This window comes from Mesorhizobium sp. WSM4845, from assembly GCF_055811455.1.
Map to the genome: position 1 here is coordinate 162,450 of NZ_JBVVQA010000003.1, position 12,568 is coordinate 175,017.

At 63.4% G+C, this 12,568-nt stretch carries 13 protein-coding genes; 6 read left to right on the forward strand and 7 right to left on the reverse strand.

Annotation, left to right across the window (positions count from 1 at the left end):
• Window positions 1-91 precede the first annotated feature (91 nt).
• The 4 genes from AC0L2C_RS04990 to AC0L2C_RS05005 are packed head-to-tail and all read right to left on the reverse strand — an operon-like array spanning window position 92 to window position 4,465.
• The gene (locus AC0L2C_RS04990) at window positions 92-682 is read right to left on the reverse strand and encodes a DUF447 domain-containing protein (protein ID WP_287062209.1); all 591 of its coding nucleotides are present in this window, start codon (window positions 680-682) and stop codon (window positions 92-94) included.
• Window positions 682-2,076 carry a DUF6513 domain-containing protein gene (locus tag AC0L2C_RS04995; protein WP_287062210.1) on the reverse strand — a complete coding sequence of 465 codons (1,395 nt, stop codon included), beginning with the start codon at window positions 2,074-2,076 and terminating at the stop codon, window positions 682-684. Before AC0L2C_RS04995 ends, AC0L2C_RS04990 begins: the two co-directional genes overlap by 1 nt.
• A complete protein-coding gene (locus tag AC0L2C_RS05000) occupies window positions 2,069-2,620 on the reverse strand; it encodes a flavoprotein (RefSeq protein WP_287237884.1) in 552 nt (183 codons plus the stop codon). Before AC0L2C_RS05000 ends, AC0L2C_RS04995 begins: the two co-directional genes overlap by 8 nt.
• A 3-nt stretch (window positions 2,621-2,623) precedes the next feature.
• On the reverse strand, window positions 2,624-4,465 hold the full coding sequence (locus tag AC0L2C_RS05005) for a (5-formylfuran-3-yl)methyl phosphate synthase (RefSeq protein WP_287237885.1): 1,842 nt from the start codon (window positions 4,463-4,465) through the stop codon (window positions 2,624-2,626).
• 225 nt (window positions 4,466-4,690) lie between these two features.
• On the opposite strand from AC0L2C_RS05005, the gene AC0L2C_RS05010 reads away from it, so the two are divergent.
• The 6 genes from AC0L2C_RS05010 to AC0L2C_RS05035 all read left to right on the forward strand — a co-directional run bounded on the left by AC0L2C_RS05010 (window position 4,691) and on the right by AC0L2C_RS05035 (window position 9,876).
• Window positions 4,691-5,941, forward strand: coding sequence for an ABC transporter substrate-binding protein (locus AC0L2C_RS05010; protein WP_287237886.1), 1,251 nt, complete (start codon window positions 4,691-4,693; stop codon window positions 5,939-5,941).
• A 66-nt stretch (window positions 5,942-6,007) separates the two neighbouring features.
• Complete coding sequence (locus AC0L2C_RS05015) at window positions 6,008-6,934, forward strand: YVTN family beta-propeller repeat protein (protein WP_287238016.1); 927 nt, start codon at window positions 6,008-6,010, stop codon at window positions 6,932-6,934.
• 73 nt (window positions 6,935-7,007) lie between these two features.
• The gene (locus tag AC0L2C_RS05020; protein WP_287237887.1) at window positions 7,008-7,502 is read left to right on the forward strand and encodes a cupredoxin domain-containing protein; all 495 of its coding nucleotides are present in this window, start codon (window positions 7,008-7,010) and stop codon (window positions 7,500-7,502) included.
• Between the two features lie 84 nt (window positions 7,503-7,586).
• Window positions 7,587-8,375 (forward strand): ATP-binding cassette domain-containing protein, encoded by a 789-nt coding sequence (locus tag AC0L2C_RS05025; protein WP_473522859.1) that lies wholly within the window; start codon window positions 7,587-7,589, stop codon window positions 8,373-8,375.
• A gap of 11 nt (window positions 8,376-8,386) precedes the next feature.
• Window positions 8,387-9,247 carry an ABC transporter permease gene (locus AC0L2C_RS05030; protein ID WP_287238017.1) on the forward strand — a complete coding sequence of 287 codons (861 nt, stop codon included), beginning with the start codon at window positions 8,387-8,389 and terminating at the stop codon, window positions 9,245-9,247.
• The gene (locus AC0L2C_RS05035) at window positions 9,247-9,876 is read left to right on the forward strand and encodes a hypothetical protein (protein WP_287237889.1); all 630 of its coding nucleotides are present in this window, start codon (window positions 9,247-9,249) and stop codon (window positions 9,874-9,876) included. Before AC0L2C_RS05030 ends, AC0L2C_RS05035 begins: the two co-directional genes overlap by 1 nt.
• 16 nt (window positions 9,877-9,892) lie before the next feature.
• On the opposite strand, the gene AC0L2C_RS05040 is transcribed toward AC0L2C_RS05035, so the two are convergent.
• The 3 genes from AC0L2C_RS05040 to fabF all read right to left on the reverse strand — a co-directional run bounded on the left by AC0L2C_RS05040 (window position 9,893) and on the right by fabF (window position 12,550).
• Window positions 9,893-10,093: a hypothetical protein gene (locus AC0L2C_RS05040; RefSeq protein ID WP_023797709.1), complete on the reverse strand. Its 201-nt coding sequence runs from the start codon at window positions 10,091-10,093 to the stop codon at window positions 9,893-9,895.
• Between the two features lie 268 nt (window positions 10,094-10,361).
• Window positions 10,362-11,174, reverse strand: coding sequence for an oxidoreductase (locus AC0L2C_RS05045; RefSeq protein ID WP_287363580.1), 813 nt, complete (start codon window positions 11,172-11,174; stop codon window positions 10,362-10,364).
• A 71-nt stretch (window positions 11,175-11,245) separates the two neighbouring features.
• Window positions 11,246-12,550, reverse strand: a complete 1,305-nt coding sequence (gene fabF, locus AC0L2C_RS05050; protein WP_473522860.1) for a beta-ketoacyl-ACP synthase II — start codon at window positions 12,548-12,550, stop codon at window positions 11,246-11,248.
• Window positions 12,551-12,568: the final 18 nt, after the last annotated feature.

A 12,568-nucleotide genomic window follows, 5' to 3' on the forward strand; every position in this document is an offset into this window, starting at 1 on the left:
GGGTCGAACACCGCCGTTTGAGATCAGCGCCACCGTGTACCACGCTAAACCACGTCAGCCCGGACGCTTACCCTGGTTCAGCATATCCGGTTCACCCCCGCGCATCCTCGCCGCTGGCATCCTCGGCCGACAGGTGATCGCCGACACGCTGCATCAGCCAGCCCCAGGCTTCCTTTTCGCCCTCGCCCGCAGTCTTTTCGATGGCAATTGAAAGGTAGGCGATTTCCGCCTCGATCTTGTCGCGCGGCAGCATGCCGAGCCGGCTGACCAGGATGGCCAGTTCCAGCACCGCCGCCTTGGCGCGGTTAAAGCCGGTGAACGGCGCATGCGTTTCCTCCTGCACCACGCGGCAGAAATGGCGAGGCCGCATGGCATCGTCATCGACACTTTCGACTTCGAGAACCGAATGCGCGAGCGCCGCTGCGAGACGCGGCACCGGACACCCGTTTACCGCAACGGTCGGCCAATGCTTGCGGCCAGTGAGGCAGCCGGCAAAGATGCGGACGTCGTCGGTGTAATTGGCAATGGCGAACGGCACTTCGGCGAGATTGTCGAGCGTGATCGACGGCCGGAACGGCGCGATCACCCAGCCGTCCTTCTCGGCGATGATACCGATCGGCGCAATGTGGACGTCGCCGGCTTTGCTGACGGTAGTGATGATCGATTCGCGAATGAACGGCATTAGCGCTCTTTATTCGCGCGAAGCGTGTGGCCCGCTTCGGCAAGACGGCTGCGGTCGGTTTCGGGAGCCGGCGCGGCAACGCCCCATGCGAGCGGCTCGTCTTGCACATAGCGCTTGCCGAGGCGCCACGCGATCTCGGCCTTCATCAGTTCGGCGCCGAGATAGAACGCGTGTGCTCCATCCGCCTCAACGCCAAGCCCGGCAAAGAGTTCGAACGCATCCGTGGCAACCGCATGCCCCTTGCCGTTGAAAACATGGATGCCGTCCTGCGCGGTCATGATGCGGAAGTTGGCGTCGCGCACCTCCGCAGCAAGTATTGCGATATCCTCGGTCGAGGCGGTGAACGGCTTGCGGTCGTGAACCTGCAGCAGCCCTGGATGGTAGCTCCGCGGCAGCGCGCCGTCACTCTTGGCGGCAAACAGGATGCGGCGGGCAATGTCGTGCTCCTCGATCGTTCGCAGCGTATGCGGGCTGACATGCACGGCAAGCACGTTTCGGATCTGAAGTTCCGAGCAGAGCCCGGCCAGAACCGCGGTAACCCCGGAACTGTCAGCGTCGGTCAATTCGGTGAGATTGCCTGTCCCCATCAGCAGTTCGACCTCGGGCCAGCGGCGGCGCGCCTCGATGAAACGCCCGAGTGAGGCGGCAAAGCCGAAATGGATCGGATCAAGCACCGGATCGGCGAGGAAGCCGACGCCGGCCTTCTGTGCCGCTTCGATGGCCCGGCCAAGCGAATCCAGGTCACCGGGCGTGGCCGGGATCAGCACTGGCACGGCCTTGTGGTCGAAGGCCAGCGGCAGCGTGTTCTCATCGAGGCTGAGAAGGTAGTCCGCACCGGCGCCTGCGCCGATCGACAGTTCGTCGGTGCTGGCGGAATCGACGCTGACCAGAAATCCCTGTGCCTTCAGCTCGCGCACCGCCTCGTCCAGCAACGGAAACGGTGTTTCCGGCAGGCAGCCGAGATCGATGACGTCGGCGCCGGCCGCGGCCAGCGTCCGTGCTCTCGCCACCAGCGCCTCGACCGACAGCATCGGCGCATCGACGATTTCGGCGAAGATGCGCATGTCGTGACGCGAAAGGTCAGGCGGCTCGCCCGCCCGGCCGAGAAAGGCCGGCAGATCAGCGATCTCGTCGGGCCCGCGGACGAAGGGCACGCCGAAATGGTTCGACAGATGCTCGATTTCGCCGCGATAGCGGCCAGGCAGGATGACGCGGTCGGTGCCGCCTGCCAGGCTGAGTCGCCGCTTGATGATGTCTTCGCTCATCAGCGCCGCGACCTTGACACCGATGTCGATGATCTCCCAGGCAAATTCGGTTTCGCCCAGTCCGGCCAGCAGCCTTTCCAGCCGGACCTTGGCCAGATGGCCGGTAAGAAAGACCAGCCGCTCAGCCATGGCTTGGGAGTTCGGCGTGGCGCCGCCTGACCGAGGCTTCGAGATCGGCAAGCGACTCGACCACCTGGGTTCGCTCAAAACTCTTTAGCTGGTTGGTATTCTCCAGGTCGATGCTGCGCGGATAGACCTTGACCAGCCCATGCGGCGCCTTGGTTTCGAGTTCCGGCGCGGTGTCGCAGGCAAAGACGATGGCCGGCACCCGGCATTTTCCGGCCTGGGCAAAGACGTTGGTGGCGAGCGTGTCAGAAATGCCGTGCACGCATTTGGCGACCGTGTTGGAGCTGGCCGGCGCCACCACCACCGTATGATAGACGCCGTGATAGAATTCGCCGACCGGGATCGCGCTCGCCGTCTTGTCGTGCAGCACGCGCGTCGTCTCCGGGAAATCGAGCTTGAGCTTGTACATGCGCAGCACTTCGTTGGCGGCTTTCGACACAAAGACATCGCAATGCTCGATCTGGTGGATGAGTGCAAAACTCTCCGTAAAAAAATGACCGGAACCGGTCAAAACCCATGCCCAGCGCGGCGTATGCAGCGTCGCCATCGCCTACCCTGCTTTTCTTGCCGACCGGATCGAAGCCGCGATCGCAATGCCGGGCAGATTGCCCGCCGCGAGCAGCGCCCCGGCCTCGGCGGCATCTTTCGGGCCGGCGAGGTGGACATCGACACCGTCGGGCAGCATGGCGGCGAAGCCGGCGTCGACGATGCCTCTGACCGCCAGGCTGTCGATCGTGTCGCTGCCGGAGAAGGCGCCGGTCTGCTTGATCAAGAGCAGCGCGTTCGCGCCGAGCTTGCCGGCAAGCCAGGCGGCAAGGGAATCGGAGGTAACATCCCAGGACGCCGGAATGTCCGGCGCCGGCAGCGCCAATGACGACGGCAGCCACACCGGGATCTTCCCCGCGTCCAGCGCCCGCCCCATTTCTTCCAGCGACCGTGCCGGCGCCAGCCTTTCGTCACGGTCGAGGATGACCTGGGCGAACTGCTCCATGGCGAGGATCGCCATGGCGTGGGCGGCGGTGTCGGAAAAATCCATGTAAATCTGCGTCTCGCGCACCTGGTCGGCGAACAGGCCGCCGCCGGGCACGATGGCGATCGGCAGCTTGGAACCCGCCAGCGCCGCGATCCAGCTTTCCAGTTCCGCCGCATGGACGGTGCTGCCGCCAAGCTTGACGACGGACGGCTTGACGGCGGCTCGCCTGAAGGCCTCGGGCCTTTCCTGTCGCGGCCGGGAAGCAGCGCCTTGGTCTTTTCGACCGGCAGGGCCGGAGGCGACGCCGCGACCTGCCGATTGGCGCTTGCGTTCGATCTCGACGCCGACGCCGCCTGGGCCGAGTTCGAGTTTTTCCACCCTTACCGTGACCCGCACGACACGCGGGTTCTCCAGAATGTAGGTCGCCACCTGCTCGGCCAGGGCCTCGCTAAGCTGGATGTGGCCCCGCGCAACAATGGTGCGAATGCCGTCCATGATGATGTCGTAGGAGAACACATGGCGCATGTCTTCGGGATGGTCGGTGACTTGCAGCACGTCGGCGGTCACGTCGAAACGCACTTTTTGGGTATGGCCGTGCTCAAAACTGTAGGCGCCGATCTGGACCGGCAGGACAAAGTCCCGCACGAAGATCTTGTCGGTGCCCAGTGTCGGGTCGGTGCCCGGCGAATAGCCCCTCGCCGCCAGCAGGCGGTAGTCGACGCTCGACGCGCCGCCGGCCCGGGATGCTTCCGGCATCAACTCGCGGATCTGCGCAACCGCCTCGGCGCTGATCGAACCCACGCGGCCGGAATCCCCGCACAGCGCCCCGCGAAAGCCGAGAAAATCGGGAGCGAAGGGCAGCAGGCGTGGAATATCAGGGGCTTCCAGCGATCCGCTCAGCCCAACCATGAGGCCGAGCGATTTCGCTCGATCGATGAATCCCGGGATACGCTCGGGCGGCAGATGGTCGAGCAGCCGCCCGTTGGCCTTGTTGGCAGTGTCGACCATGGCGCCGTGGAAGCGATGTTTGGCAAGCATCGGCAGAAGCTCGAAATCCGGCGCCAGGTCGGCGAAAAGCACCGCGATCAGTTTCGTTCGCGCGGCGAGCGGTTCGAGCGCCGCAGCACAAGCCGCGACATTTGCCAACGGGAAAAAACCTATCTTGACGTAATCGACGCCGGTTGCGGCGATCTCTTCGGCCTTGGCGCGGATCGTCTCGGGTTCCATCGGCAGGTCGCCGCAGACCGCGCTGACCGGCGCCCGGCCGGCGATCAGTGAAATCGTCCGGCGGATGGTCTGCGTGGACACCGCGCCCAGCGCTCCCGCCTTCGGATCCTTCAGGTCGACAATGTCGGCACCGCCTGAAAGCGCGATCTCCGCCTCGTCGACGCCGGTGACGCTGGCCAGCATTCTGGTCATTGACGGACTTTCTCCGGCATGAGGAAAAGGACGCTTTTGGGCCCGAATACCGAAATCCGCTCGGTCGCCGTTCGGGCGAGCAGGCACGGCACTAAAGCAGACGTGAGAAGTCCACTTTCAGGGTTTGATAAAATTTGCGGGTCAGCTAAGCTCATCACGGGCACCTTGACTTCGCGCCGCTCCGACAACAATCGGACTTTAGCGCAAGAACGGGTAATTTTATCGATGACGAGCGCGGTGCCGGGCACTCTGGCGGCCTTTTTGTGCTTTTTTTCCCTGACCGTCAACGTTGCTTGCGCGCTCGCCCAGGAAGCGACGGGCAAGCAGCCGACCGCAACGGCCAAGCCGGAAAAAAAGCTGTCCGAGATCAAGATAGGCTATTTGCGTGCCTATGCGCCGCAACTGGCCTTGTCGGTGCTCGACGTCCCGCCGCGCGATGAAGGCGTTGCCGGCGGCAATGTGGCGATTGCCGACAACAACACGACCGGCAGCTTCCTCGGCCAGAAATTCAGCCTCGACGTGACCGAGGTGAAGCCGGATGCCGATGTCTTTCCGGCCTTCCAGGAGATGATCGCCAAAGGCAACCGCTATGTGGTCGCAGACCTCTCGGCCAGGCAGTTGCTGTCGATCGCCGATCTTGCCCGCGACAACGGCGTCTTGATCTTCAACGCCGGCGCCACCGACGACAGTCTTCGCGAGGAGGAATGCCGCGCCAGCATCTTCCACACCATCCCGACGCGCAGCATGCTGGCCGACGGGCTGGCGCAATATCTCATCTGGAAGCAATGGCGGCGCTGGGTGCTGATCTACGGCTCGCACGAGCGCGACCAGCTTTTTGCCGAGGCGCTGCGCCGGGCGGCGACGCGCTTCGGCGGCGAGATCGTCGGCGAAAAGCTGTTCGAGGATACCGGCACGGCGCGGCGGACCGATTCCGGCGTCGTCCAGATCCAGCGGCAGATGCCTGTCTTCACCCAGGACCTGCCGGAGCACGATGTGCTGCTGGTCGCCGACGAAAGCGAGGTGTTCGGCACCTACGTTCCGTTCCGCACCTGGATTCCGCGGCCGGTCGCCGGCACCGCGGGCCTCACCCCCTTGGCCTGGCATCCGGCCAGCGAGCAATGGGGCGGCACCCAGATCCAGAACCGCTTCGCCAAGGCAAACGGCCGCCGCATGGTGTCGAAGGACATGGCGGCGTGGACCGCGGTGCGCATTCTCGGCGAGGCGGCGACCCGCACGCAGGGCGCCGACCCGCGCAAGATGGCCGATTTCATCCGCTCCGACGATTTTTCGATCGCCGCCTTCAAGGGGCAGAAACTGACCTTCCGCAAATGGAACCAGCAGTTGCGGCAGCCGATCTTCCTCGGCGACACCAGGTCGGTCGTCTCGACCTCGCCGCAGGAGGGATTTTTGCACCAGTTGTCGGAGCTCGATACGCTCGGGGTCGACGAGCCGGAAACAAAATGCGTGCTTAAGTAGAAAAGTTTGGGAGGAATTTCAGTGCAGAGACGAGCTTGCGCACTCGCCATAGTTGCGACCGGCTTCATGTCCGGTCCGGCGTCGGCCTACATGGCCTATGTCTCCAACGAGAAAGACAACACGATGACCGTCGTCGACACCGCGACGATGCAGGTGGTGAAGACCGTCAATGTCGGGCAGCGTCCGCGCGGCATCACCATCTCGCACGACGGCAAGCACATCTATCTCTGCGCCAGCGACGATGATTCGATCGAGGTCATCGACACGGCGTCGCTGGAGATCGTCGACACCTTGCCTTCCGGGCCCGACCCGGAGCTGTTCGTGCTGTCGCCTGACGGCAAGACGCTCTATGTCGCCAATGAGGACGACAATCTCGTCACCGTCATCGACATCGAGGGCAAGAAGGTGCTGGCGGAAATCCCGGTCGGCGTCGAACCGGAGGGCATGGGTGTCAGCCCGGACGGAAAGACCATGGTCAACACGTCGGAAACGACGAACATGGCGCATTTCATCGATACGTCGACGCACGAGATCACCGACAATGTGCTGGTTGACGCGCGTCCGCGCTTCGTCGAGTTCACGCCCGACGGCAAGCAGGCCTGGGTGAGCGCCGAGATCGGTGGCACGGTTTCGGTGATCGACAGTCAAACGCGCGAAGTCGTCCAGAAGATCACCTTCGAGGTTGCCGGCCTGAGGCCCGAATCCATCCAGCCGGTCGGTGTGCGCATCACCGCCGACGGCAAGAAAGCCTATGTGGCGCTCGGGCCGGCCAACCGCGTCGCGGTGGTCAACACGCAGACATACGAGGTCGAGAAATATGTGCTGGTCGGCCAACGGGTCTGGCAGCTTGCTTTCACCCCGGACCAGAAGACCATCATCTCGACCAACGGCGTGTCGAACGACATCACCTTCATCGACGTGGCGACCGACGAGCCGGTGCAGTCGGTGACCGTCGGCGCGCTGCCATGGGGGGTTGTCGTCTCTCCCAAATGAATCCCGCCACATGAACCATTGAATAAACCAAGTGAATCAAACCGGCAGAAAAACAGCAGAAGGGCAGGAAATCATGCGGAAATTTCGGGCAGTCGCTTTCGCCGCGCTGGTGGGCATGGTGCTCACCCAGGGCCAGGTCTGGGCGCAGGACGGCGATGACGATGACGCCGCCGCCGGAGCGGCCAGCACGGAGGCCAGTCCGAAAGCCGAGAAGGCGACCCGGGCCAGCAAGGACGTGCCGGAACTTATCCTCGGCAGCAAGGAAGACCAGTTCACCGCCAACCAGAAGGATTTTGAGCTGATCGCCGGCCAGGGCTATCGCTGGAAGATCACCGCGGCGGGCGGGTTGGAGTATAAATTCCACACCGACCTGCTCCGCAATGTGTGGAACAATCAGATCGTCATCAACGACCTCGAGGTGCACATGAACGGCGCACCCGCGTGGCTCGAATTCGACGCCGACGGCACCATCCAGGTACAGTTCACCACCGTGAGGCCCGGCATCTACACATGGTCGGTGCCCGACCTCGCCGACAAGGGCATGAAGGGCACGATCACGATCAAGTAAGGTTTGAAAAGCAGGACCTGCGCGATCGCGCCCCGTGGGCTAGACTTGGGCCAGACTGGGTCGACGACAAGGGAGCCAGCCGGCGTGCAGCATGTGAGGACAAACGGACCGAGAGATCAGGTGGCGGCGCTCGACGTCGCCGCCGTCAGCCATTCCTATGGTTCGAAGCGGGCGCTCAGCGACGTCTCGTTCTCGATCGCGCCGGCGACGTTCACCGTGCTTCTCGGTCTCAACGGCGCCGGCAAGACAACCCTGTTCTCGCTGATCAGCCATCTTTACGACACGCGCCGCGGATCGATCCGCATCTTCGGCCATGACGTCAGCCGCGCCTCCGGCGAGGCGCTCAGGCGGGTCGGCATCGTGTTCCAGGCGCGCACGCTCGACCTCGATCTCAGCGTCTACCAGAACCTCTCCTACCACGCCGCGCTGCATGGCATCGGCGGACGCGAGGCCCGGCAGCGCATTGCCGCGCTGCTCGATATCGTTGACATGCAGGGCCATCAGCATGACAAGGCGCGCAGCCTTTCCGGCGGCCAGATGCGGCGCATCGAGATCGCCAGGGCGCTGCTCCACCGCCCGTCGCTGCTGCTGCTCGACGAGGCGACGGTCGGTCTCGACATCCAGTCGCGCGCCGGCATTCTCGCCACCATCCGCAAGCTCGTCGAAACCGAGGGCATCGGCGTGCTGTGGGCAACGCATCTGATCGACGAGGTTGACGACGGCGACCATGTCGTCGTGCTGCGGCAGGGCGAACTGGTCGCAAAGGGCAAGGTGGCCGATGTCGTCAGGACGAGCGGCGCCGGCTCGATCCGCGACGCCTTTTCCAGGCTCAGCCGCATCGAGGCGGCCGGCACCGCGGGGATATCGCCATGAGCGCTCCTTCAATGCCCGAAAAAGTCGCCGGTATCTTTCCGGAGAAGTTCGAGAAATTCGGCCTGCGCCACTATCTCATCTGCCTCAAGGGCGTCGTCCTGCGGGAATGCCTGCGCTTCCTGCACCAGCGCGAGCGCTTCATATCCTCGCTGGTTCGGCCGCTCATCTGGCTGTTCATCTTTGCCGCCGGATTCCGGCAGGTGCTCGGCGTGTCGATCATCCCGCCCTACAAGACCTACGTGCTCTACGAGGTCTACATCACGCCGGGGCTGTGCGGCATGATCCTGCTGTTCTCAGGCATGCAGTCTTCGCTGTCGATGGTTTATGACCGCGAGATGGGCAACATGCGCACCCTGCTGGTCAGCCCCTTCCCGCGCTGGTTCCTGCTGGTGTCGAAGATGCTCGCCGGCGTCTCCGTATCGATCGCGCAGGTCTATGCGTTCCTGATCGTTGCCTGGTTCTGGGGCGTCAAGGCGCCGCCGATCGGCTATCTCATGGTGCTGCCGGCACTGTTCCTGTCGGGAATGATGCTTTGCGCGCTCGGCATGCTTTTGTCGTCGATGATCAAGCAGCTCGAAAATTTCGCCGGCATCATGAACTTCGTCATCTTTCCCGGCTATTTCGCCTCTCCGGCGCTCTATCCATTATGGCGCATCCAGGAGGCGAGCCCGCTGCTCCACAAGATCTGCCTCGCCAATCCGTTCACCTATGCCGTCGAACTGATCCGCTTCGCCTTCTACGGCCAGATCAACTGGCTGTCGCTGGGCGTCGTTGCCGGCTGCACTGTTCTGTTCCTTGCCGCCGCCATCATCGCCTACGACCCTTCGCGCGGCCTGGTGACCCGCAAACAAGACACCGGAGGAAATGCCTGATGGCACGAATGAGCCTTGTTCGCAGCCTGGCTGTGGTTGCCATGCTCGCGCCGAGCCTGAACGCCAGGGCGGCGAATACCGATCCGGACTGGCCCTGCATACAGCGCAAGGTGCCGCAACTCTCGCTCGGCCAGATCTGGAACGGGCCGGAGCTTCCGCCAGCGGCCAAGGATTTTTCGAAGGACCCTGCCGTCTCCGGCCTGGTCGAGGAGGTGGCGGCCCGGCGGGTGCCGATCGCCGAAGCCCAAAAGAAAATCAAGGATTTCGCCGCCTCGCTGCCGGCCGAGCAGCTTGCGCCGAAAATGGCGATGCTGGTGCAAGGCATGTTCGATCACATGGACGCCGAGCGTTCGCAGGTGATCTCAGGCATTTCCCGTTACGCCCACAAGCAGCTCGAAATGGCCGCCGCCTTGCGCAAGGAAGCGTCCAGCGTCGATGCGTTGCGGGCAAAGCCGGATGCGGATCCCGACGACATCGAACGGCGCACCGAGCAGCTGAAATTCGCAACGCGAATTTTCAATGAACGCGTCCAATCACTGACTTACGTCTGTGAAGTGCCGACGATCATCGAGCAGCGGCTTTATCAATTGTCCAAGGCCGTCTCGGAAACCCTCGCCGCGAAGAAGTAGAACCCTGCTGCGGATCTCACGTTCCCCGGCCGGGCAGCACGCGCCAGCGCTGCACGAAATAACCGGGATGCGTCTCGATCCACTGGGCGACCAGCGGTTGCGCCTGCATGAAGGCGGTCCCTGGGTTCATCGCCAGGCCGTCTACCATCTGTTCGCGTTGTTCACAGGTCTGCGGCACATCCGTCAGGCAGACCATCATAACCAGCGTGTAAAGCATTGCCCCATTACCCCCATCGAATTCCCGAACCCCATGCCCGGGAGGTTTCCGAGATACCGACAAGACTGCAGGGGTCGCACATACAGATCGCTTACGGGTGTGAAAGGACGTGGCCCCCACTCTTTCGCACTGCAATATAACATATCGCTTATCTAACACCAACAACCGCCGGGGCGTTCTAGGCAATTGCTTCAGGTTGCGCTGCGCCAATGCGGCGCCGACGTTCCAGGGCCGATGATTCCGATTTCACGGAGTGTCTTCGATGTCGTCAGACCGGCAGCCCGTTCTGCTTGCGCAGGCTCTTGTCGAATGCGGATGCGGGGACGAAACGGCGCAGGAGACTGACCTGGCGCGCCATTTTTCCCGCAGCATAGCGCCTCTTCGGAACGCGATCGGTCGCCGCCGCCAAAACCGTCTTGGCTACCAATTCGGGCGAATCGCCTTTTTCCATTGCTTTGCGCACGACTGCGTTCATGCCAGCGCGCGCGGCGTCATAGACATCAAGCAACTGGTCCGGCTTGGCGAGATTATCTTCAAAGGACGTGCGGGTATAAGCGGGTTCGACCAATGCAACGCGAATCCCGAACGGGCGCAGTTCATGGTCGAGCGATTCGGAATAGCCTTCGATGGCATGTTTGGTCGACGCATAAAGCGCGAAATAGGGAGCTGGAATGAACCCCTGCACCGAACTCAGATTGACGATTCTACCCTTGCCTTGACGGCGCATTATCGGCAGGACCGCGTTGGTCACGCGGAGCACGCCGAAGACGTTCACATCGAACAGCGCCTGAGCCTGGACCATTGAGGACTCTTCCGCGCCACCAAACAAACCCATGCCGGCATTGTTGACGAGCAGGTCGATGCGCCCGGTCTCGGCCAGCACGTCATCGACCAGTTTCCTCACGGACGCGTCATCGGTCACGTCACAGGCCAGCATGGTCAGGCCGTCGGAGTTTTTGGCTGCGCGACGGCTGGTGCCGAACACGCGGAAACCGGCGCTTTGCAAAGCTATGGCCGTCGCGCGCCCGATGCCGGAGGACGCCCCCGTCACCAGGGCGACGCCAGGATTGGTCTTGTTCATGGAAATCATTTCTTTCTTTGGGTTGGACTGATTTTGGATTGGCATGGAAGAAGCCCGAAAGGTCGGAGGCGTCAGTTATGAGCGCCTCTGGCGTTCGCACCGGCGAGTTCATCCGTCCAGCGCCGGAACAGCGCGCTGGCGTTGACGCCGCCGAAGCCGAAGCCGTTTGATATCGCGTAGTCCATTGCCATCGGCCGGGCCTGGTTGGCGACGAAGTCGATGCCGTCGCCGGCTGGATCCGGCGCGCCCAGATTGAGGGTTGGCGGCGCTACCTGATCCCGGAGCGCCAGCATTGCGAAGATGGCTCCCAGCCCGCCGGCGGCTCCGAGCAGGTGCCCGGTCGCCGATTTCGTTGCGCTGACGGCGATGATGGAATCTGCGCCGAAGAGTGTTTTGATCGCCGCGATTTCCCCGAGATCGCCGACCGGCGTCGAGGTCGCGTGCGCATTGAGGTGGCGAACCTCACGCGGCGAAATGCCAGCTTGGGCAATCGCGATCTGCATGGCTCGGCGCGCCCCGTCGCCGTCCTCGGGACCAGAAGTGACGTGATGCGCATCCGCCGTCGTGCCGTAGCCGACGAGCTCGGCGAGCGGTTTCGCACCGCGCGCCAGCGCGTGGCTCAACGCCTCGATGACCAGCACGCCGGCTCCTTCGCCCATGACGAAGCCGTCCCGCGACACGTCAAAAGGCCGTGACGCCTGAGCCGGCGCCCAGTTGAAGCCGGTCGAAAGAGAGCGTGCGGCAGCAAAACCACCGAGACTGACGATGTTCATGCAGGCTTCCGTTCCGCCGCACACCGCGATATCGGCTTCGTCGGCGCGGATGAGGCGGGCCGCATCGCCGATCGCCTGGATGCCGGCCGCGCAAGCCGTCACCGGCGCGCCGAGCGGCCCCTTGAAGCCATGGCGGATCGAGATGTGCCCCGCCGCAAGGTTCACCAGGAAGGACGGTACCGTAAACGGCGACAGGCGGCGGACGCCGCGCTGGTCAACCGTGCGCACCGCCTCGGTTATGGCGGGGAAGCCGCCGATGCCGGACGCGATGATCGTGGCCGTGCGCAGGCGATCCGCTTCCGAGACCGGCGCCCACCCTGCTTGCGCGAGGGCCTCTTGTGCAGCGGCGAGCCCGAAGATGATGAACCGGTCTACCTTGCGCTGGTCCTTCGCAGCCAGGACGGCATCCGGATCGAAACCAGCGTCCGGATCGTCTTCCAGCGAGGGAACCACCCCGCCGATCTTGGCCGGCAGGTCTGCCACCACATCGTCCGGAAGCCTGCGGATGCCCGAGCGACCGGCCAGCAGCCGCGACCACGACGCTTCGACATCGGCAGCAAGGGGCGTGACCGCTCCCATGCCTGTAACAACAATCCGTCGCATCTATTTTCCTATCGATTT

What these genes read in the sequence shown, in the direction of transcription:
- AC0L2C_RS05035 (WP_287237889.1), top strand. Translation starts at nt 9,247, where the DNA reads ATGGCACGAATGAGCCTTGTTCGCAGCCTGGCTGTGGTTGCCATGCTC.
- AC0L2C_RS04990 (WP_287062209.1), bottom strand. Translation starts at nt 682, where the DNA reads ATGCCGTTCATTCGCGAATCGATCATCACTACCGTCAGCAAAGCCGGC.
- AC0L2C_RS05030 (WP_287238017.1), top strand. Translation starts at nt 8,387, where the DNA reads ATGCCCGAAAAAGTCGCCGGTATCTTTCCGGAGAAGTTCGAGAAATTC.
- AC0L2C_RS05045 (WP_287363580.1), bottom strand. Translation starts at nt 11,174, where the DNA reads ATGAACAAGACCAATCCTGGCGTCGCCCTGGTGACGGGGGCGTCCTCC.
- AC0L2C_RS05020 (WP_287237887.1), top strand. Translation starts at nt 7,008, where the DNA reads ATGCGGAAATTTCGGGCAGTCGCTTTCGCCGCGCTGGTGGGCATGGTG.
- AC0L2C_RS05040 (WP_023797709.1), bottom strand. Translation starts at nt 10,093, where the DNA reads ATGCTTTACACGCTGGTTATGATGGTCTGCCTGACGGATGTGCCGCAG.
- fabF (WP_473522860.1), bottom strand. Translation starts at nt 12,550, where the DNA reads ATGCGACGGATTGTTGTTACAGGCATGGGAGCGGTCACGCCCCTTGCT.
- AC0L2C_RS05005 (WP_287237885.1), bottom strand. Translation starts at nt 4,465, where the DNA reads ATGACCAGAATGCTGGCCAGCGTCACCGGCGTCGACGAGGCGGAGATC.
- AC0L2C_RS05010 (WP_287237886.1), top strand. Translation starts at nt 4,691, where the DNA reads ATGACGAGCGCGGTGCCGGGCACTCTGGCGGCCTTTTTGTGCTTTTTT.
- AC0L2C_RS04995 (WP_287062210.1), bottom strand. Translation starts at nt 2,076, where the DNA reads ATGGCTGAGCGGCTGGTCTTTCTTACCGGCCATCTGGCCAAGGTCCGG.
- AC0L2C_RS05015 (WP_287238016.1), top strand. Translation starts at nt 6,008, where the DNA reads ATGTCCGGTCCGGCGTCGGCCTACATGGCCTATGTCTCCAACGAGAAA.
- AC0L2C_RS05000 (WP_287237884.1), bottom strand. Translation starts at nt 2,620, where the DNA reads ATGGCGACGCTGCATACGCCGCGCTGGGCATGGGTTTTGACCGGTTCC.